This window comes from Clostridium sp. CM041 (assembly GCF_055081035.1).
The window spans coordinates 1,663,993-1,686,325 of record NZ_CM143648.1; the positions used below are offsets into that span (position 1 = coordinate 1,663,993).

14 protein-coding genes are annotated in these 22,333 nt (G+C 30.9%); 6 read left to right on the plus strand and 8 right to left on the minus strand.

Translation table 11 applies throughout. The features are described 5' to 3' along the window. The first annotated feature begins 19 nt into the window (after positions 1 to 19). Positions 20 to 2,104, plus strand: coding sequence for an AraC family transcriptional regulator (locus ACWJJT_RS07810; protein ID WP_462956621.1), 2,085 nt, complete (start codon positions 20 to 22; stop codon positions 2,102 to 2,104). A gap of 146 nt (positions 2,105 to 2,250) precedes the next feature. After that, a complete protein-coding gene (locus tag ACWJJT_RS07815) occupies positions 2,251 to 3,669 on the plus strand; it encodes an MATE family efflux transporter (RefSeq protein WP_462956622.1) in 1,419 nt (472 codons plus the stop codon). 52 nt (positions 3,670 to 3,721) lie between these two features. On the opposite strand, the gene ACWJJT_RS07820 is transcribed toward ACWJJT_RS07815, so the two are convergent. Beyond that, the gene (locus ACWJJT_RS07820) at positions 3,722 to 4,372 is read right to left on the minus strand and encodes a Type 1 glutamine amidotransferase-like domain-containing protein (RefSeq protein ID WP_462956623.1); all 651 of its coding nucleotides are present in this window, start codon (positions 4,370 to 4,372) and stop codon (positions 3,722 to 3,724) included. A gap of 511 nt (positions 4,373 to 4,883) precedes the next feature. On the opposite strand from ACWJJT_RS07820, the gene gltX reads away from it, so the two are divergent. Beyond that, positions 4,884 to 6,539, plus strand: coding sequence for a glutamate--tRNA ligase (gene gltX, locus ACWJJT_RS07825; protein WP_462956624.1), 1,656 nt, complete (start codon positions 4,884 to 4,886; stop codon positions 6,537 to 6,539). Positions 6,540 to 6,575: 36 nt separating this feature from the next. Here gltX and ACWJJT_RS07830 read toward each other — a convergent pair whose 3' ends face one another. Continuing rightward, on the minus strand, positions 6,576 to 6,833 hold the full coding sequence (locus ACWJJT_RS07830) for a sensor histidine kinase (protein ID WP_462956756.1): 258 nt from the start codon (positions 6,831 to 6,833) through the stop codon (positions 6,576 to 6,578). Between the two features lie 445 nt (positions 6,834 to 7,278). Between ACWJJT_RS07830 and ACWJJT_RS07835 the strand changes: the two genes are divergently transcribed. Beyond that, positions 7,279 to 9,888 carry a cation-translocating P-type ATPase gene (locus ACWJJT_RS07835; RefSeq protein ID WP_462956625.1) on the plus strand — a complete coding sequence of 870 codons (2,610 nt, stop codon included), beginning with the start codon at positions 7,279 to 7,281 and terminating at the stop codon, positions 9,886 to 9,888. A 107-nt stretch (positions 9,889 to 9,995) separates the two neighbouring features. On the opposite strand, the gene ACWJJT_RS07840 is transcribed toward ACWJJT_RS07835, so the two are convergent. The 4 genes from ACWJJT_RS07840 to ACWJJT_RS07855 all read right to left on the minus strand — a co-directional run bounded on the left by ACWJJT_RS07840 (position 9,996) and on the right by ACWJJT_RS07855 (position 17,605). Then, positions 9,996 to 11,828 carry an ABC transporter ATP-binding protein gene (locus tag ACWJJT_RS07840; RefSeq protein ID WP_462956626.1) on the minus strand — a complete coding sequence of 611 codons (1,833 nt, stop codon included), beginning with the start codon at positions 11,826 to 11,828 and terminating at the stop codon, positions 9,996 to 9,998. 15 nt (positions 11,829 to 11,843) lie between these two features. After that, the gene (locus ACWJJT_RS07845) at positions 11,844 to 13,646 is read right to left on the minus strand and encodes an ABC transporter ATP-binding protein (RefSeq protein ID WP_462956627.1); all 1,803 of its coding nucleotides are present in this window, start codon (positions 13,644 to 13,646) and stop codon (positions 11,844 to 11,846) included. Positions 13,647 to 13,692: 46 nt separating this feature from the next. Further along, positions 13,693 to 14,505, minus strand: coding sequence for an SWIM zinc finger family protein (locus ACWJJT_RS07850; protein WP_462956628.1), 813 nt, complete (start codon positions 14,503 to 14,505; stop codon positions 13,693 to 13,695). 70 nt (positions 14,506 to 14,575) lie between these two features. Then, a complete protein-coding gene (locus ACWJJT_RS07855) occupies positions 14,576 to 17,605 on the minus strand; it encodes a DEAD/DEAH box helicase (protein ID WP_462956629.1) in 3,030 nt (1,009 codons plus the stop codon). 247 nt (positions 17,606 to 17,852) lie between these two features. On the opposite strand from ACWJJT_RS07855, the gene ACWJJT_RS07860 reads away from it, so the two are divergent. Continuing rightward, positions 17,853 to 18,758, plus strand: a complete 906-nt coding sequence (locus tag ACWJJT_RS07860) for a chemotaxis protein (protein ID WP_462956630.1) — start codon at positions 17,853 to 17,855, stop codon at positions 18,756 to 18,758. An 81-nt stretch (positions 18,759 to 18,839) separates the two neighbouring features. On the opposite strand, the gene ACWJJT_RS07865 is transcribed toward ACWJJT_RS07860, so the two are convergent. Continuing rightward, positions 18,840 to 19,991, minus strand: coding sequence for a Rossmann-fold NAD(P)-binding domain-containing protein (locus tag ACWJJT_RS07865; RefSeq protein ID WP_462956631.1), 1,152 nt, complete (start codon positions 19,989 to 19,991; stop codon positions 18,840 to 18,842). A 348-nt stretch (positions 19,992 to 20,339) separates the two neighbouring features. On the opposite strand from ACWJJT_RS07865, the gene ACWJJT_RS07870 reads away from it, so the two are divergent. Beyond that, a complete protein-coding gene (locus tag ACWJJT_RS07870; protein ID WP_462956632.1) occupies positions 20,340 to 21,110 on the plus strand; it encodes a hypothetical protein in 771 nt (256 codons plus the stop codon). Between the two features lie 46 nt (positions 21,111 to 21,156). On the opposite strand, the gene iadA is transcribed toward ACWJJT_RS07870, so the two are convergent. Further along, positions 21,157 to 22,332: a beta-aspartyl-peptidase gene (iadA, locus tag ACWJJT_RS07875; RefSeq protein ID WP_462956633.1), complete on the minus strand. Its 1,176-nt coding sequence runs from the start codon at positions 22,330 to 22,332 to the stop codon at positions 21,157 to 21,159. Position 22,333 lies beyond the last annotated feature (1 nt).

Here is a 22,333-nt window from a genome sequence, read left to right on the forward strand (position 1 = left end):
TAATAAAGAGGTTATTACAATGAGAAAAGAATACATAAGTTATATAAACGATTTACCTATAAGCATTTCCCTTGAGGATATAAAGGATTATCCAATCCATTGGCATAATTCTATAGAAATAGTATTTGTGCTTGAGGGCACTATTAATGTACTTATTGAATCAGAGAATTATGAAGTATATGCGCATGAGCTTGAAATTATAAATTGTGATGAACCCCATAGAATTTATTCAAATGAGAAAAATAAGGTTTTAATCTTTCACTTGGATTTTACATTTTTTGAAAAGTATTATGATGATATGAAAAATATTTATTTTTATACGAACTCTAGTAAAGAAGGTGCACAACACGAAGAAAAATATGATGTTTTAAGGCAATACTTATCTATACTAGCTTGCGAGGTAATACAAAAGAGTGAGAACTTTGATGATCAAATAGATGCTGTTTTAGTGAAATTATTATTCCATTTAATAAATAACTTTCACTATCTTACTTATGAGAACGCTTTAAAAGAAAATGTAATGCAATTTCAGAGATATCATAGGATCATCAAGTACATATATAATAACTACATGAATAAAATTACTTTACAGGATATAGCTAATCAAGAATACTTAAGTTCTTACTATTTATGTCATCAAATAAAAGACATATCTGGAACAACTTTTAAAGAGTTAGTAAATAATGTTCGAGTAGATGAATCTATTAAACTACTATTAGATACTGATAAAACAATCTCAGATATTTCTTTGGATGTTGGTTTTTCTCATGCTAGGTATTATAATAAAAGCTTTAAAGATTACTACAAGTGTACTCCTCTGCAATTCAGAAAAAAATATCATATACCAGAGGATGAATTTGATAGCTTTAAAAAAGTAGAAACTTATGATTTATCTAGCTCACTTCAGTATTTATCTTATTATTTAGAGGACTATGATAGATTTAACTATACTAACAAAATTATAAAACTCCAAACCGATTTCGCATACCCAAGCACAGAATTACAACATAAATGGAAGGAAAAAATAAATTTAGGACAAGCAAAAGAACTTATTAAAGCACGGGAACAAGGATATTTAAGAGCTATTCAAGATGCTATAGGTTTTAAACATGGTATAGTTCAAAACCTATTTGGAAAAGAAATGAAAATTTATTTCAATGAAAATGTAAGGTTTTTAAACTGGAATGAAGTTGAAAAACTTTTAGAATTCTTAATGGATATATCTCTTGTACCATTAATAATATTGAATCAGACTTTTGAAGATAAAAATTCTTTCATAAAACTTTTAGAAAGCTTTATACTATATTTTGCTAATATATATGGAATTGAGGTAGTAAAGCTGTGGAAATTCCAAGCCTCAAAGGATTTATCTGTAGAGTACATAAATATTACTCGGGAAATTTTTGAAAGATATAAATTGCAAAATTTAATAGAGGATCCTTTTAATGTTCCTAAAGCTATAAACACTATTTATGATTCTTCCTATATGCTTCCATATATTATTCATAATTTTATTAACAACAATAGCAGTCTGCTCACCCTAAAAGCTTTTGATACCGTGGAGGAGAACTCAATTTTAAACAACGAATTGTTTTTTGGTTCACCAGGCCTGCTTACTTTAGATGGTATAAAGAAAGCTTCCTACTATGCTTATTATTTATTATCAAAACTAGGAAATGAGGTTATAGACCAAGGTGATGGATATATTATCACAAGGCAAGATGAAGATATCCAGGTCTTACTTTACAGTTACAGTGATGAACTTAATACCCTGATTAAGTTAGAGGATTTATCTAAAGGTAAGGGTAGCAAAAATATTACTGAAAGAAAAATATCATTATCCATCAAAAATTTAGTGCATGACTATAAAGTTATCAAATATGAAATTGGAGAAAAAGTTGGCTCAGCTTACGATATTTGGTTACGTATGGGTAAGCCGAAAAGACTAGGTTATGATGAATGGAAAATTCTAACTAAGATTTCTGCTCCCAATATTTCTTTGTCTTTTGCAAAAAAAACTGCAGTTTATAATAACATAATAAAGATTGAAGGCTATGGTTCTACCTTAATAGTTCTTCAAGAAGTACAAAAACACCTGTTTTAAGGTGTTTTTGTGTTATTTAAGCATTATCCATTCTCACATGTCAGCAACTTTGTACTTTTTATGTAGCAATTGTGTGAATGTTAAAATATTCATAATAGCGTATAATAATTTTAAGGAAACAAATTGATTAAGGAGAAGTGAATTTCATGACAATGAGTAGTGTCACAGAAAGCAACAAAATGTTTGGCGAGGAAAAAATCTGGAAACTATTATTAAAATTTTCCGTGCCAGCAATAATTTCTTTAATGGTAGCAGAAATGTACAACATGGTAGATTCTATGTTTTTGGGACAATCAATAGGAGCTAATGCAATCGGTGCTTTAACCATTGCCTTTCCAATTCAAAGATTATTTTTAGCTATATCTATGCTTATAGCCATTGGTGCTTCTACCGCCGTTGCAAGAAGCTGTGGAGACGAAGACTTTGAAAATTTAAGAATTATTATACCTAATTCTATAGTTCTAATGTTTATAATAATATCTGTGGTTAGTTTTAGCATTTTTATTTTTCAAGATAAAATTTTACTTAGCTTAGGTGCTTCGCAAAATACATTTCCTCTTGCAAAAGATTATGTAAGTATAATATTAATGGGAGTTTTATTTCAATCCTTTACATTAATTGCATCTTATATTATAACTGCTTTTGGAAACACTAAAATAGTTTTATTAAGTACTTCTATTGGAGCAATTTGTAATGTAATTATAGATTATTTCCTAGTAAATGTATTTTCATATGGAGTAAAGGGAGCTGCTATAGCAACAGTAGTATCTCAGATAATCGCTTTTATATATGTTTTAATTGTATTTATAAAAATAAAAAAGGGATTAAAATTTTCTTTTAAATTAACCCTTAATAAAGCAGTATCAATTGGAATAATATGTGTTGGGTTTTCAACCTTTATAATAGAGATATCAGATGCCGTAGTCGCTGCTATCTTAAACAATTTACTAGCCTCTTATGGCGGAGATTTGGCCATCGTAACAGTTGGTTTAACTACAAGAGTTTCAATGTTTTTGTTTATGACGGTTATGGGTATAAGTTCAGCTATGCAACCTATAGCCGCATATAATTATGGTGCTGGAAATTATACAAGATTAAAAGAAGTTGTTAAAACATCTATAATTGCAGTATCTGTAAGTTCAACTTTATTATGGGCAATATTCATGATCTTTTCAAAACAACTTATAGGATTATTTATAAATGATCCTGCCATTATACAACAGACAGCAAAGGCTTTTAGAGTAGTTATAGCTGTATTCCCTTGCATTGGAGTATATTATTTATCAATCGCCTATTGCCAAGCTATAAATAGAGTTAAAGCCTCTTTAAAATTATCTATTTTTAGACAACTAATAGTATTTATTCCACTAGTATATGCCTTTGTAAGTGGTTTGGATATGGGTGTATTTGGAGCATGGCTTGCTTATCCTGTATCGGACATGATATCCTTCATTACAGCTGCTATATTCATTAAATATACTTATATTTCTTTAGAAATACTAGAGATGCATCAAATTTTCAAGAAGAATAAGACTAAACTTAGACTTGCTAATGCAACTATTTAATATTTTATATTTCCAGTAAAGTCGATGTATAAATTATTACATCGACTTTTAACTAAGCTTTCCTTATTTCACCTTCTTTTATCATTTTTATATCCCCATAAAAGTGCAATTTATTATCAATCACAATGATTCCATCGCCATCATTACATGTATAAACTGTATTGCCCGTATTATTAGAATATTCTAATAAATCCTCTAAATAATGGCTGTGATGATTCCAATGCGGCATAAAGTCAAAATCAACTAGATCTAAAGATGATAAATCTGATAATCCAACTATATCTTCATCACCAAATTGTGCAGCTGATATGTCTTTTGCCATCATTATTGCCCCTGCACTTAATCCTATAACATAACCTCCATTTTCAACATACCTTCTAAGTCTAGTTATAAAATATCTTTTCTTTAAGCTATTTAAAAAGTAATAGGTATTCCCTGATGATAGATATATTACTTCCGATTTAAATATTTTATCTATTTTTTCTATATTACAAAAATAATCTATATCAAAATAATTAAATTCGAAGTTCCCATATTCACTTAACTTATTTTTTGTTTTTTCAAAACACTTTAAATTTCTATCAGTCATTGAAGGTATATAGCTTAAAGTATATTTTTTATCTAAAAATAATTCTTTCATCTTCTTTTTCAAATTAACATTATCTTTTTCAGTAAAATCGCTTAGCAGAACCAATGCTCCCATATCATCATCTCACTTCCATATTTTTCCCTTAAGTCTTTACTTTTGATAACTTCTAATTATATGTTTCATTTATTTTATATATTATACCTTATTTTTCAAAACCTAGACATTTGTATAGATTTATTGCTTTTTCATTAGCCATAGGTGCACTTCTAAAGCTTTGACTTCTTATACTTTTTCCACTCGTGATGCTATTCTATTCTATACGACTACATCTTGACACCTTATGTAATTCTAGATGCTAGCCTTATTATAAAATTGATGCCAAGTTATCTCCCAATATATATATATTGTTAATTTTTGCTTAAAATATAATTTATTGTATGTTGACAATCTAGATAATATATGTATAATTAGTGTTAACTATAATGGAAAAGAAAAGTAATTGTAATTTCAATTTAAAGATAACCAATAAGTTTACCTTTCATCCTATTATAGGATGATAGGTTTTTTTATTTTTAATTAAATTATCACGTACATTGCTTCACTTTTATAAGAAAGGATGATTAAAATGGATTATATAAAACTATCAGATTTACTTCTACCTAACATAACCACAACTCCAGAACACTATAGAGATTTTTATCCAAAAAGAAATCTTAAACCTAATGCTATGGTTACAAGATATGCCCCAAGTCCTACTGGATTCCAGCATCTTGGAGGTGTATTTGCGGCTCTTATATCTGAAAGACTAGCTCATCAAAGCGAAGGAATATTTTATCTTAGAGTAGAGGATACTGACAAAAAGAGAGAGGTTGCTGGCGCCATTGAAGACACCACTAACACTCTAAGGGATTTTGGAATTCTTTTTGATGAAGGAGTTGTAGATTCTGATAATGAAAAAGGTACATATGGACCTTATAAACAAAGCGACAGAATTAGTATATATCATGCTTTTGTAAAATCACTAATAAAAAAAGGATTAGCTTACCCTTGCTTTTGCACTGAAGAAGCTTTAGATAACACAAGGAAAACTCAACAAGAACTTAAAATTAATACAGGTTATCATGGAAAATGGGCTATTCACAGAAATTCTAGTCTTGATGAAATTAATTCTGAGTTATCAAAGGGAACACCTTATGTTATAAGACTTAGATCTCCTGAAGAATCAGGTCGAAGAGTAGTTTGTAATGATTTAATTAAAGGGACTATAAGTATGCCAGAAAACGACCAAGACATTGTACTCCTTAAGACTAATGGGATTCCAACATATCATTTTGCACATGCAGTAGATGATTATTTAATGGGAACAACCCATGTAATACGTGGTGAAGAGTGGCTTTCTTCTCTTCCTATACATTTGCAGCTATTTGAAATGTTAGGCTGTACCCCTCCAGAATATGCTCATATACCTACAATTATGAAAATGGATGGTACATCAAAACGTAAGCTCAGTAAAAGAAACGACCCTGAAATTTCCGTAGACTTTTATAAATCTCAAGGTTATCCTTTTATAGCTGTAACTGAGTACCTCGTAAATCTTATTAACTCTAATTTTCAAGAGTGGAGAGATACCCATGAAAATGAACCTTGCACAAACTTTAATATCACCCTTGAAAACATGAGCAAAAGTGGAGCTCTATTTGATATTTTAAAACTTAATGATATTAGTAAAAATGTTATAGCCACTATGGATGCCTCTACCGTATACGACCTTTATCTTAATTGGGCTAAACATTATGATACTTCAATTGCAAATGAACTAATTGAAAATGAAGATTATTCTAAAAATATATTTAATATTGAAAGAGAAAATGAAAAGCCAAGAAAAGATTTTGTAAAATGGTTAGATGTAAAAGAACATATTGAATATTTCTTTGATGATCTTTATAAAAATAGCATAAAAGGTAGTTACAATTTTCCTACTCATATACCTATGGATGAAGTAAAAAGAGTTCTTACTAGCTATATAGATGTATATAATCATTCCCATGATAATGACACTTGGTTTGCAACCCTTAAAGAGCTAGCACTCGAACTTGGGTATGCAAAAAATGCGAAAACTTATAAAAAGAATCCAGATTTATTTAAAGGTCAACTATCAGATGTTGCCACAATAGTAAGGGTAGCAATAACTAATAAAACACAAACTCAAGATTTACATGAAGTAATGCAAGTTATGGGTGAAAACCGTGTTATCAAAAGATTAAGTCAAAATTTTATTTAAGAAATAAAATTGCCACCTACATGTAGGTGGCAATTTTTATAGTCTTTTAAATTCACAACAAATGCATAACACGTCATTAATAATATCCGCTGTTATGATTGCATTCATTTTTTCTACTAATGTTTTTACAATAGAAAGTCCAAGTCCTGTTCCTTTTTCTGAGCGGGTTTTGTCTACCATGTAAAATCTGTCAAAAATCTTTTCTACACCTTCCACAGATAAATTTATAACTGTGTTGGTTATTTTTAATAATACCACATTTGAGTTGGTTTCTAAATAAATCGATACATTGATTTATACTTTTTTATTTTAAATATTACCATTAAAAATTATGTACTTACACTCTCTTATTTTTATCATAATTAACATTTGCAGTTACCTTCATCTCTTAATATATTGAATATTTAATATATTTATGTTGACAAATACACTTAAAAATATTAGTATATGAGTATAAAGATTATGTACAGGTTACAAAATAATATATGTAGAGGGAGTAACTTCCTGTTTTTTTAAACAGGATCAAAGTCGTCACCACGGATTAAATCCCGGCTTTGATAACTTCTAAAGTTTAGTAAGACTCTACAATTGATAGTTATATCAATTGTAGAGTCTTTTTGTTTTGCCCTGTTATTATAATCAATAGGTTTTATATCTATTTTTATTAGCTATTTTTCATTTAATAGTAATAAAACAGAGATAGTGTTTACACTATCCTACTTTCAGAAGGGGGACAATAATGAAAATATTTTATAATCAAACATCAAAAGAAGTGATGAGCACTCTGGGGGTTAATGACAAAGGACTAGATGACCTTGCAATAAAAAACAGGCGAGAAGAACAGGGCTTTAATGAATTAACTGAAGCTGCTAGAAAAAGTCACATACATGTGTTTTTAGATCAGTTCAAGGACTTTTTAGTATTAATACTTATAGGCGCTGCAATAATATCAGCCTTCCTTTCAAAGTTTGAGAGTACACTTGTTATAATTGTAGTTATTGTTATAAATGCGATTCTTGGAACTCTTCAGCACATTAAAGCAGAACAATCTTTAAAAAGCCTTCAGGCTCTTTCCTCTCCCACAGCTAAGGTTCTAAGAAATGGTCAAAAGCTAGAAATCCCTTCAAAGGAATTGCTGGTTGGAGATATCTTATATTTAGATGCAGGAGACTATGTAAGTGCTGATGGAAGAATAATTGAAAACTACAGTCTTCAGGTAAATGAAAGTTCTTTAACAGGTGAGTCAGAAAGCGTTTTAAAAACAACAAATATAATAAATGAGGATAATGTATCAATTGGTGATAAAAAAAATATGGTGTTTTCCGGAAGTTTTATAACCTATGGAAGAGCTGTTGTTTTAGTTACATCTATTGGAATGAAAACAGAACTAGGTAAAATAGCTAACCTTTTAGAAACAGCAAAGGAAAAGAGGACTCCATTACAAGTTAATTTGGATAACTTCGGTAAAAAACTTGCCTTTGTTATACTTGCAATATCAACTCTTATTTTCGCTCTCAATATATTTAGAGACTATGCAATTATTGACTCCTTCATGTTTGCCGTATCTCTTGCTGTTGCTGCAATACCTGAAGCCTTAAGCTCAATAGTAACAATAGTTCTTGCCATTGGAACCCAAAAAATGTCTCATGAAAATGCTGTTGTAAGAAAGCTTCATGCAGTTGAAAGCTTGGGAAGCATTTCAGTGATATGCTCAGATAAAACTGGGACGCTAACACAGAATAAAATGACTGTACAAAAGGTATATGTTGATGAAAAAGTATTGTCTCATGATGAACTTGACCATGATAATCTTTTGGAAAAGAATCTTGTACTAATGGCGCTATTATGTAATGATGCTGTAACTATTAAAGACAAAGAGATTGGTGATCCCACTGAAGTTGCACTTGTAAACCTAGGTGAATTATATGATTTGGATGAGCTAGATATCAGAAACGACTATCCAAGAGCTTTCGAGGTACCCTTTGATTCCGATAGAAAACTAATGAGTACAGCAAATAAACTTAAAGACAAAACCTTTATGATAACCAAGGGTGCACTTGATGTACTTTTATTAAGGACAATAACTATTGTTACATCAAGTGGAGTTAAAACACTCACTAATGATGATAAAACGGAAATTGAAAGGGTAAATAGGGAATTTTCTGAAAGTGGACTCAGAGTTTTAGCTTTTGCTTATAAAGAAATAGAAAATGGAAAAACAATTGATACGTGCGATGAAAATGACTTGACATTTGTAGGTCTAATTTCCATGATGGATCCTCCAAGAGCGGAATCTAAAGTCGCAGTTGCAGAATGTATCAAGGCTGGCATTAAGCCAGTAATGATAACTGGAGATCATAAAATAACCGCTTCTGCCATAGCTAAACAAATAGGTATATTAAATAATGGATCTGTTGCTATAGAAGGCTATGAAATTGATTCCTTAAATGATGAAGAGCTTAAATCTAAGGTAGAAAATATTTCTGTATATGCAAGAGTATCCCCTGAACATAAGATAAGAATAGTAAGAGCATGGCAAGAAAGAGGAAATGTAGTGGCAATGACCGGTGATGGTGTAAATGATGCCCCTGCTTTAAAACAAGCAGACATTGGTATAGCTATGGGAATAACGGGTACTGAGGTTGCTAAAGATTCTGCTTCTATAGTACTTATGGATGATAACTTTTCAACCATTGTAAAGGCAATTTCCAATGGCAGAAGTATATATTCGAACATAAAAAATTCAATTAAATTTTTATTATCTGGAAATTCTGCTGCTGTAATCTCAGTGCTTTATACTTCACTTGCAGCGCTTCCGATGCCTTTTGCACCAGTGCACCTTTTGTTTATCAACTTGGTTACAGATAGCCTTCCAGCTATTGCAATAGGACTTGAGCCTCATAATAAAAATATAATGGATGAAAAACCTAGAAATATAAACTCACCTATATTAAATAAATCCTTTTCAATAGAAGTACTACTTGAAGGGTTACTAATTGCACTATGTACAATGACAGCGTTCCATATAGGATTATCCACCGGTGATACTGTGGTTGCAAGCACGATGGCCTTTGCAACACTGTGTTTATCAAGACTGCTCCATGGATTTAACTCTAGGTCACAAGAATCAATATTTAGAATAGGAGTTTTCTCAAATAAATATTTATGGATTTCCACTATATTAGGTTATTTACTTTTAGAATTTGTTTTAAGCTTTAAGCCATTTATGGGAGTTTTCGAAGTAGCTACTTTAACAATAACCCAACGTGTTATGATATATGGACTCTCCCTTATGCCTCTAATTCTTATTCAAATATATAAACTATTATTTGTAAGAGCTCATACGTAATATACTAAACTATAGAATAGGGACGGTTAATAACTTCTAGTAAAGTTATTAACCGTCCCTTGTATTTATAATTTATTATATCAGAATTTTCTATGCCGTGCTTTCTCTTAAGAAAGCACAGTTTTGCTTTCCATTTCCTTATCTTCTAAGAGCTGATTTGTATATAGTTTATAGTAATAACCTTTTCTTTTTAGTAGTTCTTTGTGATTTCCTGATTCCGTAATCTTTCCATTTCTTATAACAAGAATTCTATCTGCAGATACTATGGTAGAAAGTCTATGGGCAACCACAAAACTAGTTCTACCATTTAAAACTTTTTCTATGGCATTTTGTATCATTCTTTCTGTTTCCGTATCTATAGATGATGTAGCTTCATCAAGAACAAATAGTGCTGGATCTGCTACAATGGCTCTAGCAAAGGAAATAAGTTGTTTCTCACCTGTGGATAGATTCCCTCCCCCTTCACCAACCTGCGTATCATAGCCTTTTTCTAGTTTACTTATAAACCCATGAGCATTTACAAGCTTTGATGCATTTTCAATTTCATCGAAGGTTGCATTAAGCTTTCCATATATAATGTTATCTCTAATATTTCCACTAAATAAATGTGGGCTTTGAAGTACATAGCCTACATTAGATTGAAGCCACAATAGTGATCTTTCTCTATAATCTTTTCCATCAATTAATATTTCTCCACTACTTGGTTCATAAAATCTACAAAGTAGGTTTACTAAAGTGCTTTTACCAGAACCTGTTTCTCCAACTAATGCTATAGTTTCACCTTTTTTCACTTTTAGGTTAAAGTTTTGAAACACCTTTTCTCCATTTTTATAGGAAAAGCACACATCTTTAAACTCAATATCTCCATGTATTTCTTCCCAGTTTTCTTGTTTTGCATTAAATAAATCTCCGTACTTTTCAATTACATCATTTTTATCCCATATATCTGGCTCAGTTTCTATTAAAGCTATAATTCTCTCTGCAGATGCTTGAGCATTCTGAAGTTCTGCAATGGTTCCAGCTAGCTGACTTACAGGGTCGAAGAACTGCACAGTATAAGCAATAAACATTACAAAAGTACCATAAGATAACGATTGTGATATAACCCTATCCCCTCCTAGCCATAAAGCAAAACCTGCTCCTACGCTTCCCATAGATATAACAATTGGAAGAAAGAGAGCAGAGAACATAGCTGCCTTAACTGAAGAATTTCTCATATTGCCTGCATCTTGTTTAAATTCGTTTAAGTTTTCTTCTTCACGAACAAGAGTTTTAGTAGTTTTAGCTCCAGATACCTCTTCACTAAAATCCGCAGTTAAATGTGAATTTAATTTTCTAACCTTTCTATATGATTTCAATATTTTTTTTTGAAAAAATATCCCTAGTAAAAATAAGAATGGCACCACACTCATACTTATAAGAGTTAGCTTTACGTTATTATAAAGCATTACTCCTATAAACCCAGTCATCATAACTATTGCCCACACCATATCAATTAATCCCCAGGATATTATTTCACTAAGCCTTGTTACATCTGAGGTCATCCTTGCCATAAGCCATCCCACTGATGAGTTATCATAATATGAAAAAGATAGCTGTTGAAGCCTTTTAAACCCAAGCTTTCTTATATGATAAGCTAAGTGCGTTTCAATTTTACCTGCATGCATTATAAATAATCTTACATTTAACGCTTGAAAAACAATTATGCAAAAGTAAACTAATGCAAATATTGCAAGCCCGTCTATTGTTTTCTTTGCAATAAAATTATCAATAGCATACCTTGTAAGTAGTGGCATTACTACATCTACGCCTGCCACACCTACCATTAGGAAAGCCAAAAATATAAGTCCATTTTTGAATTCTGTAAGATATTTAAAGAGCTTTCTCCATACACCTATATCTATTTTTTTAGTAGCTTTATTTTCATCTATCCTATCCATAATATCACCTGCCTTTTACTCATTAAGCACCTGCTTTTCATCCTTTATGGAATCTAACGATGTCTGTATATCCCATATTCTTTTATAGATACCATCCTTTTTAATGAGTATGTCATGGGTTCCTATGTCTTCAATCTTTCCACGATTTATTACAATAATTTTATCCGCAGCCATAACTGTAGAAATTCTGTGAGAGATTATGAAGGTAGTATTACTTTCACTTTTCTTTTTAAGTTTTTGCCTTATAACTCTATCAGTTTCAGTATCCACCGCACTTAGTGAATCATCAAATATCAATATAGGCATATTGTTTATAAGTGTCCTTGCTATGGCGACCCTTTGCCTTTGTCCTCCTGACAAGGTAACACCCTTTTCTCCTACAATAGTGTCATACCCCTTTTCAAAAGAAGCTATAACATTATGCACATCAGCTACTGTAGCCGCATCATGAATTTCTATATCTTCAGAGTCTATCTTTGCCATTTTGATATTTTCCTTTATAGTTCTTGAATAGAGAAAAGGCTCCTGAAGCACTATTCCAACATTTCTTCTCATATGCTTTCTTTCAATATCCTTAAGCTCTACTCCATCAACCTTTATAGACCCACTATTATAGTCATAAAGTCTTAATAATAGATGCACTAGCGATGACTTACCTGAACCTGTTGGTCCAACAATAGCCACTGTTTCGCCTTTCTTTACTGTGAAAGTTATATCGCTTAAAATTTTATTATCTTTCTCGTATTCAAAGTTTACATTTTCAAAGCTTATATCACCTTTAATTTGTGGCTTAAGTGCTTTTCCATATTCTTGTTCTACGTGCTCTTCAAGAACATTCGTTATTCGCTTAAGCGAAACTGACATTTTGCCCATATCTGAAAGAATTCTACCCAGCTGCCTTACTGGCCATAATAACATTCCTTCATATGTGTTAAATACCACCAAACTGCCCAAACTTATTTCTCCATTAACTGCAAAATATATGCCCGATACTAAAACCAAACCAATTTGAGTCATACAAAGTATATCTGATGTAGACCAATAAATTGAATGTAGCTTTACTAATTTGAAATTTAAATCTCTATATTTCATATTCTCTTTTTCATATTTTTCAATCTCAAACTTTTGCCTTCCAAACGCTTTAACCACGCGTACTCCACTTAGATTTTCTTGAAGCACTGAGGTTAGTACCCCCTCTTGTGCATCTGAGTGCTCAAAAGTATCCTTTATTTTATAAAAGAACACATATGAAAATATAAATATAATTGGTACTATTGCCATGGCAATAATCGTCATTTTTTTATTAAGTGATAACATCATTAAAATTGCGAATGTTACTATAAAAAACGCTCTTCCTATTTCCACCATTTGCGTCGCAAAGAATTTTCTAACGGTATCTACATCTGACGTACATCTTTGAATAAGATCACCTGTTTCTGCTTTTACATGATATCCATATGGCAAATTCTGAATATGATCATACAGCTTAACTCTCATATTTCTTGCAATATTTTCAGCAGCGCGAGCAGAAAGATTCCCTCTTAGGAATAAGAAAACCCCTCTTATACATGTTAATATTACAAGCCCCAAAGCACATATCCATAGATTTCTCGAAAGCATACCTGTGCCACCTAATAGCATAACCAATTTTTGCATAGGTAATGGAACGTCCATTGGTTTATTTCCTATTATTGAATCTATTGTTACTTTTATAACCATAGGCTCCAGCATTGCTATGAAAGTAGCTACTGCTATAGAAATTATTGCTGTAATATATAATAATCTATTTCCTTTAGTTAACTTTAAAAGTTTTTTCATATAATTTGTCTCCTTGTAGCTGGGCCTATTTGATACTGATTATTAATCACTTTTCATGTATATACTTTCTAGTCTCCTCTTCAGCGATAGTATACGCTGTCCCCATTTTGCACCTAAACTCATCTGTGCTTGTGCAAAAGTCTGGAATACCCAATGTTTTTATAACTCCATGCTTAACTTCGGGTGTTATATAAGAAAATGTCATGTTTAATACATCATCATCTATTTTATTAAAATTTTCAAATTCTCTTTTTAAATCTTCAATAGTTTTTCTTGACCTACGGTGTATTTTTGCTTTTCGTTTAACCTTTTCACCTTCATTTCCACTTCTTAAAGTTCTCAAAGCTTGTAAAAATTCATCTTTATCCATGCCTCTCAGTTTTAAAATTACAAAGGGATCCTTATCAAACTCAACCCCAAGCATATAATGAACTGCAGCGATATGTTTGCATGGGTTTGCAACGTCTGAGCAGGAACACTGAGTTACTAAATGTATTTGTTTTTTGGGGAAAAGAGAAACTCCGGCTTCTTTAAAAGCTTCCTCTATATTTTCAGGCATTTCTCCATTTAAAAGTTTAGCGCAAAATATAGCTTTTTGCGACATAATCTTCATGATTTTTTCCCACTGCTGATCCGAAAAACTATCAAGCTCCATAATTACTTTATAAGGTGTTAAGCTGCTTCCCTGAACTTCTGCCTCAATTTCCCCCTTTGAAACCTCTATGCTCAGTACATTTCCACCTCTTGCATATTCTCGTCCACTGTCAACTCTAGAACTTATAGTAAAGCTCGAAATTGCGTTATTCCATTTTTTAGACCACCAATTGCTACCAAATTCATTTCTTATTCTTCCAGCCACAAGTTTCCACCTCCTTGCCAATATCTATGTTTATGTAACAATTGTTAATTATCACCTTCGATGTTATCTGTCAATTGTAATCTTTGTTGTCCTGCTCTAATGTAAAGAGTTTGTGAAGCTCTTCATTGCTCATTTCTGATATCCAGTTTTCATTTGTTGAAACTACACTTTCAGCAAGTGCCTGTTTCTTTTCCAGCATAACATCAATTTTTTCCTCTAAGGTTCCCATACATATGAATTTATGAACATGGACATTCTTAAGTTGCCCTATCCTAAATGCCCTATCTGTTGCTTGATTTTCTACAGCCGGATTCCACCATCTATCAAAATGAAATACCTGATTGGCTTTTGTTAGATTTAACCCAAGTCCACCAGCCTTTAAAGATAATATAAATACCATAGGCTCATTACCATCTTCTTGAAAAATATTAATTAGCTCTTCCCTTTTCTTTCTGCTGGTTCCTCCATGTAAAAAGAGTGTCCTTACCCCTAGTTTTTCCTCAATTTCAGATTTTAAAATATGTCCCATTTCTGCAAACTGCGTAAATACAAGCGACCTACCCCCTTCTTCTATAATAACTTCCAGCATTTCTAGAAGCCTTTCAAGTTTTCCAGAGCGTCCTTCAATGTCGCCACCGTCCTTTAAAAATTGCACAGGGTGATTACAAATTTGCTTGAACTTTGTTAATGAAGAAATAATAAGGCCCCTACGCTGAATACCCTCTGATTCATCAATTTTATTTATGCAATCATTTACCACAGCTTGATATAAAGTAGCCTGTTCCTTTGTTAAAGCTGTATATTCCTTAGTTTCTATTTTTTCCGGTAAATCTTTGATAATATTTGTGTCTGTTTTAAGTCTTCGTAGCACAAATGGAGTAATTATTTTTTTTAGTTTATCACTTTTTTTAGAATCTCCGTCCCGCTCTATAGGAACTGCATATTCACTCCTAAATGTTGACCAATTATATAGATATCCTTTATTTAAAAAGTCCATAATAGACCACAAATCTGAAAGTCTATTTTCAACCGGCGTTCCTGTTAATGCAACTTTATATTCCGCTTTAAGTTTTTTTATATATTGAGTTTGTTTGGATGCGCTATTCTTAATATTTTGAGCTTCATCTAATATAATTCCTGCCCATTCTTCTTTTTGGAATAACTCCTTATCTCTTACTATTAGCGCATAGGTTGTAATAACAACCTCATTTTTATGTATTTCCTCGCTAAAAGTTTCATAACTCCACCTACTATTTCCGTGGTGAATTGCTGATTTAAGATTAGGTGCAAACTTTTCAATTTCTTTTTCCCAATTTCCCACAACAGACGTAGGACATATTATTAAAGTAGGTTTATCCGTTAATCCCTTTTCTCTCTCATAAAGCATAAGACATATACTTTGTACAGTTTTTCCAAGCCCCATATCATCAGCAAGGCATGCCCCTATACCATGATTTCGCAAAAAAGTTAACCAATAAAACCCTCTTTTCTGGTATCCACGAAGGGTACCTCTAAATCCTAATGGAATATCAACTTCTTCTATATTATTCAAATCAAATAATTTCTCAAAAAAATGCCCCACAGCTTCTTGATTATCTATATTATCAACAGTAACTCCTGGAATTATCTCCTCATCACTTAAGTTGAGTCTTAATAATTCTCCGACAGGAATCTTCCCATTTAATCCTTTATTCATTTTCATCTTGGAGAGCGTTTTAATTTGATGTATATCAACCTGTACCCACTGGCCCCTTAATTGAATAAATGGTATTTTCAAATTTGAAATTTTTTCAAATTCCTTCTCACTTATCTCTTCTCCATTTAATGCCAATTTCCAATCATATTCAAGAATAGTATCCATATTGAATGTACTCTTTACTGCTAAATTAGTATTTGTAATGTGCTTTTTATCCTTTAGTTTAACAGAGAGCCTTGAAGGTTTTTTCCACCAAGCTGGTGCAATAATACCAAATCCTTTTTCTTTCAAGAAATAAGCTGATTCTCTTAAAAATGAATAGGCTTCCTCCATAGATAGCTTGCACTCTATGGGTACCGCATCATAAAGACTCCTTTCAATAGGAATAAATACTTTTGATGCAACTGCTAAATCCTCTAGAAGCCTTTCTTGGGGATTATCAAATTTTTTATTTAAATAGGTTATTGTATCCACAGATTCTTCAAAAATCATTTTTGCTGGTAGTACAAGACTAAGATCATCCTTTGCTTGAAGCAAATATTCAATTGTCCAATCCTCTTCTCTTGTAGGTGGAATAACTTTGAAACATGTACGAAATTTAAAATTACTGTTTTTAATTTTTATAGGTTCTATCCATTTCTTATACTCATTTAGCATTTTAACCTGGTCACTTTTGTCAATCGGTATCTCAGGCAATTCTGAAAAAAGAGAATGCATCCACGGACTACTTAAATTATTAAAATCATACTCTAAGTAATCATTATCTTTGTTTATTTCGTTACAGCTACTTCTTACCATACTGTCAATCATAGAATCCATGAAATTACTTACCAGTTTATTACTATTTGTGTATATGAATTGCTGATCATCTAAATGAAAATATGCCTTACACTCTGTAGGCATATTACTACATAAAATCTTCTTTTTATCAATATACTCAGGATCGCTTGAGTGCCATCTCCACTGAGAATTCACTTTTTTCTTTGCTCTATCGATGGTTAAAGAAGGTAAATACTTATGCTTTATAATTAGCTCAGCAGTAAACTTTGCCACTGTAATCCAAAACTTTATTTCTCCTGATAACTCTATCTGTTTCGTGCAGTCTCTTTCTATATTCAAAATCAAATTAAATAAATCTAAATTACTAAAAGTAATACCCCTAATTTCTCTTTTTAGAAGCTCCTTTTTTATTGCATCATATTTATATTTCCCATGTTTTATATCTATTGCTGAATTATTTGTTTTGCTACGCAATTCTACAACTGAAGCCATTTTTTCATATAGTGGAAGTGCATTTTTAGGTTTTCTACCTCGTCTTGTGCACTTAGTCTCTCCACTCTCGCCCCACAATATAAATGTGTGCATACCTTCTGTAGTTTCTATCCATCCGCCATTTAATATCAATTTTACTTCACCCTCTAAATAATGCTGTTAACATTTTACTACATACTATATAGTTTACCATATTTTGCTGAAAAATTTCACTTTTATACTTTGTTTTATTATTTTTAAATTTGCTTTCCTTATGAAATGTTGTTAAGGCTTTATTTTAACATTTAAAAGTAAAGTTATTTACGTTTTGTTCGAAATATAACTATAAATATTTTTTATACAATGCTATATTTATATCTATTTGAAAGTGAGGAAAAATATGAATAATAATATACTATTAGAATCTGGAACTGGTGAACTTGAAATACTAGAATTCGTCATAAACAATAAACACTATGCAATTAATATTATAAAAGTTAAAGAGGTAATACATGCAACTAACTTAACAAAACTCCCAGAATCGCATCCTGCCATAGCAGGACTTACATTATACAGAGATAAAATCATAACTTTAATAGACTTAAAATATGTTTTAGAAAAGCAGCATAAAAATGAAATCGAGGCAAAGATTATTCTTTGTGAATTTAACAAAATTGAAGTAGCCTTTAGCATTGATAATATTGTAGGTGTTCATCGCATTAAATGGGAAGAAATAACTAAGCCTGATGACATATCTATCAATTCACTAGTTATAGGAAATATTATTTTAGACAATAAAATAATATTATTGCTGGATTTTGAAAAAGTAGTTACTGATATCAGCCCTTCTACAGGTATTACTGAGGACAAAATTCTTGACATAGCTTGTAAAGATAGATCTAATGTTAAACTTGTTTTAGCTGATGATTCTCCATTAATTAGAAAATTACTAAAGGATACCCTTATTAAAGCTGGCTTCAATGACTTAAAAATATTTGATGATGGAAAGCAAGTTTTAGATTATTTATTAAATTTAGCTCACAAAAAAAACGAAAAATTTATGGAAGAAGTTAATGTACTTATAAGCGACATTGAAATGCCCCAAATGGATGGTCATACTTTGACAAGAAAAATTAAAGAGCATAAAATTCTTAAAGCATTGCCAGTTATACTATTCTCATCATTAATTACAGGTGATTTGAAACATAAAGGAGAATCTGTTGGTGCAAATGCACAGCTGAGCAAACCGGAAATAGGAGAGCTCGTAACTTGTATTGATGGTTTCACTAACATTTGTTATAAATAAAAAGTTTTTTTGTAATGTACCCCTTTAAACTAACTCAAATAGTATAATCTATTGAATACCACCTGCATTCAATAGATTTTATTATATTACTACATCTACTATTTCATCTTCATAATCATTCAAACTTTCTTCAAAACATTCAATAGTTCCTCTATATATTGATCTATTAAAATAATCATTATTATATAAATCAAAATTATCAACAGAATATCCTATAAGATTTTGTACAATATATACAAGTTGTTTACCATATAAATCCATACAACCCTTTGGGTTAACTCCCGGCCAAGCATTACAGCTTACTACTGTTCTTCGATTAAGTGATTTCAAACACTTTGGTATAGTACTATACTCGTCATCAGCAGGGTAAATAACAATTTTATCTAGTGTTCCATGTGGTACACCTTCTATTGCCTTTACTTGAATAGGAAAAACATCTGATAAATAAGGATCTGATGTTAAATCTAAAATTATAGAATGCGCCTTTAAATATCCTAATAATTCATTGCTGACAATATATTCTGTTGCATCATCCCTAGTAGTTGCATCTACTAAAATATCCGTATTTTTTAGAATTTCTATCATATGTTTTTTATCATCAGTCATATTTCTTGGTAGCATCTTAACAAGTACACCTTTAGTTTTTTCCTTAAGTATATCTTCATTTGCTTTGTTATTCCCATATTTACCTGCCAGTCTTGCTGCTGTTAAACCAACCCGTCCCATTCCCATTATACTAACAATTATAGGTTTTCTTTCTTCAATACAAGTATTTTTATAGTTTTTTGCCAGCTCAGTAAATGCTGCATTAATTCCATTTCCTGAAGTCCCCTCATAATCTACAACAATTCTTTCTGAAAAATCATTTCTAATAGAATCCATAGAAACAGCAAATATGCCTTTTTCTTTAAGCTTTTCTACTCTGGTAGCTCTAGTTGGATAATGGAGCATACTTAATAAAATACTTCCTTCTTTCATATAATCAATTTGCTCAAACTCTGGAGATCTTAAAACTACAACTATATCTTTTTCATAAGATTCTTTATTAGATACAAATTGTATTGTGTTATTCTTATTTAAATAATCTTCCTTTGTATAACCTAAAGCCGAACCATATCCTTCTTCAAGAAATATTTTCACTTTTTCCTTTTGAAGTATATCAAAAAATATTGGTAAAAAATCTCTTTTCTCATTTATTTCTTTATGCATTCTTGGAAAACCTATAGTTTTCAATATTATCATCCTCCTTGTCTTTCTCTTCTTTTGTTTAATTCATTTTTTTGAAAAAGTGCAGAACCAAAATAGTTGTTATTTTAAAATAAAATAACACCTTTATCCTTCTTAGTTTTATTTTTTTGTTTTTAAAAATAGATGTACTAATAATTGAATTATATTTTGAAAGGCTTTAAAATTTCAAAGTATTAATTTTAAAATTGTATTATGAAGTAGTGTGAGACTGAGTGTTACTAACTTTTGACAAGTAACAATCTGCATTGTATAATTAAGTTGTTACTTACTGTAGTTTGATTATACAATGCAAATTGCAAGTTTGCAATGTTTATTAGGAGGTTGTGTTAATTTATGAATTATTTTTTAGATAGGTATATTAAAAATCCAAATTTCGATTTTATTTTAACTATAGATTGTGAAGGATACAATTTCGATAAAAATTTAAAAAACAATGTAATGAATTTAGAAAGGCTATTAAAATTAAATTCCGAGAACAATATATATACACTTTTATTCATAACTCCGTTTTTTGCCGAAATGATGAATGAGCTAAATCTAATAGAAAAGATAAAAAATAATTATAAAGTTATATTTGGCCTTCATATTCATCCAAATAATTTGCCAGAACATATAGAAAAGCTTTGTCCATTTATAAAAAGCGATGAAGATTTAATATCCTACTACCCTTATGATCAGCAAAAGATTATAATAAAACATTGTTACGAATATATTTCAAAAATAGGAATTGAGCCTATTGAGGCTTTTCGTGGAGGATATTTCTCAATAGATGATAATACATCAAAAATATTATCAGAGTTAACTAATATAAAATATGAATCTCACAATATTTACAGACCTCAGTATAAAGTAACAAAAAATATATTAACTTCTTTACCTGTTTACGCACAAAATGAGAATGATGAGTTAAGACTCGAATACTTTAACATTGAAAAACTTTCAGAAATATTTGAAAAAGGAATCAAGGAAAATAAAACACTGTTTGGAGTAACTCATAGTTACTTATTAGATCCAAATGATTTTCATTATAAGCGTGATAACATAGAACCAAATATTCATGAAAGAATGAAAATTTTAATAGATATTATAAATAAACAAAAATAAACAAGCTATTAGTTGTAAAATATATATTTTACAACTAATAGCTTGTTTATTTTTCAAATATTCCCTTAACCAAAACCTTATTTTCATGAATCATTGTTATACCCTTTGCTACTACAGTATTGATATTTAAATCATCTTCATTAACTACAATAATATCTGCATCAAATCCAACCTTTAAATATCCTTTTGTTTTCAGTTTTAAGTGTTCTGCAGGATTTGATGTTATTACACTAATTGCATTTTCTATACTAATATTTTCATTAATTATAGCATCTCTTACCTCTTTATATAGCGAATCACATCTCCCTATCTTAAGACCAATACATTCGCCTTTATCATCGAAGTCTGGAAGGCTTCCTTGTCCATCTGAAGTAAATGTTATATTCTTAATATTAACACATCCCTCAAGCATAATTCTAAGACCAGTGCTGCATTTCAGTTCTCCTTCTTCTAGAAATTTTTTTGTAGTACTTGTCGTTAAATCAACATACCCACCATTTCTTGCATATTCTAAACCTTTTTTAAATAAGGATGGATTCCTATTTATATGTGTTGGAATAATTTGAGTTAGCGGTATATCCGTTTCTTCAGCTAACCTATCCAGATAGTTAAGTTCATCCTTACCATCACCCATATGAACATTTATGATTCCTGCTTTTCCAGATAACATCCCAGCAACTCTTGCATCTCCTACTAATTGTGAGAACTGTTCAAATGTTGGATTGCTTGATCGATGGTCTGACAGGGCTACTTCTCCAACACCTATAATTTTATCAATTAAAATAATATCTTCTTGCACATTTCCAGTTATAGATTTAATCGGTATCTTATACGATCCTGTATATATGAATGTTGATACTCCTTCTTCTTCAAGGGCTCTTGCCTTTGCAAGTAAAGACTTCACATCTCTTGATATACCATCAGTCCCTAAACACCCAATTACTGTAGTTACCCCTGCAGTTGTTAAATCAGATAAATTTATTTCTGGAGTTCGGGTTTTAAATCCACCCTCTCCTCCTCCTCCTAAAATATGGACATGCGAATCAATAAATCCTGGGAATAATAATTTTCCATATGCTTCTATGACTTTAATTTCTAACCCACTATTTTCTATATTAATACTATCCTCTATAAGCTCTATTTTATCACCACATATTAAAACATCTTTCTTTCCCATATACTGTGGCGAGTATACTTTTCCTCCCTTAATTAACGTTAACATG

Excerpts from the sequence above, each read along its gene's own strand:
- ACWJJT_RS07810 (WP_462956621.1), top strand. The coding sequence starts at position 20 with ATGAGAAAAGAATACATAAGTTATATAAACGATTTACCTATAAGCATT.
- ACWJJT_RS07815 (WP_462956622.1), top strand. The coding sequence starts at position 2,251 with ATGACAATGAGTAGTGTCACAGAAAGCAACAAAATGTTTGGCGAGGAA.
- ACWJJT_RS07820 (WP_462956623.1), bottom strand. The coding sequence starts at position 4,372 with ATGGGAGCATTGGTTCTGCTAAGCGATTTTACTGAAAAAGATAATGTT.
- gltX (WP_462956624.1), top strand. The coding sequence starts at position 4,884 with ATGGATTATATAAAACTATCAGATTTACTTCTACCTAACATAACCACA.
- ACWJJT_RS07835 (WP_462956625.1), top strand. The coding sequence starts at position 7,279 with ATGAAAATATTTTATAATCAAACATCAAAAGAAGTGATGAGCACTCTG.
- ACWJJT_RS07840 (WP_462956626.1), bottom strand. The coding sequence starts at position 11,828 with ATGGATAGGATAGATGAAAATAAAGCTACTAAAAAAATAGATATAGGT.
- ACWJJT_RS07845 (WP_462956627.1), bottom strand. The coding sequence starts at position 13,646 with ATGAAAAAACTTTTAAAGTTAACTAAAGGAAATAGATTATTATATATT.
- ACWJJT_RS07860 (WP_462956630.1), top strand. The coding sequence starts at position 17,853 with ATGAATAATAATATACTATTAGAATCTGGAACTGGTGAACTTGAAATA.
- ACWJJT_RS07870 (WP_462956632.1), top strand. The coding sequence starts at position 20,340 with ATGAATTATTTTTTAGATAGGTATATTAAAAATCCAAATTTCGATTTT.
- iadA (WP_462956633.1), bottom strand. The coding sequence starts at position 22,332 with ATGTTAACGTTAATTAAGGGAGGAAAAGTATACTCGCCACAGTATATG.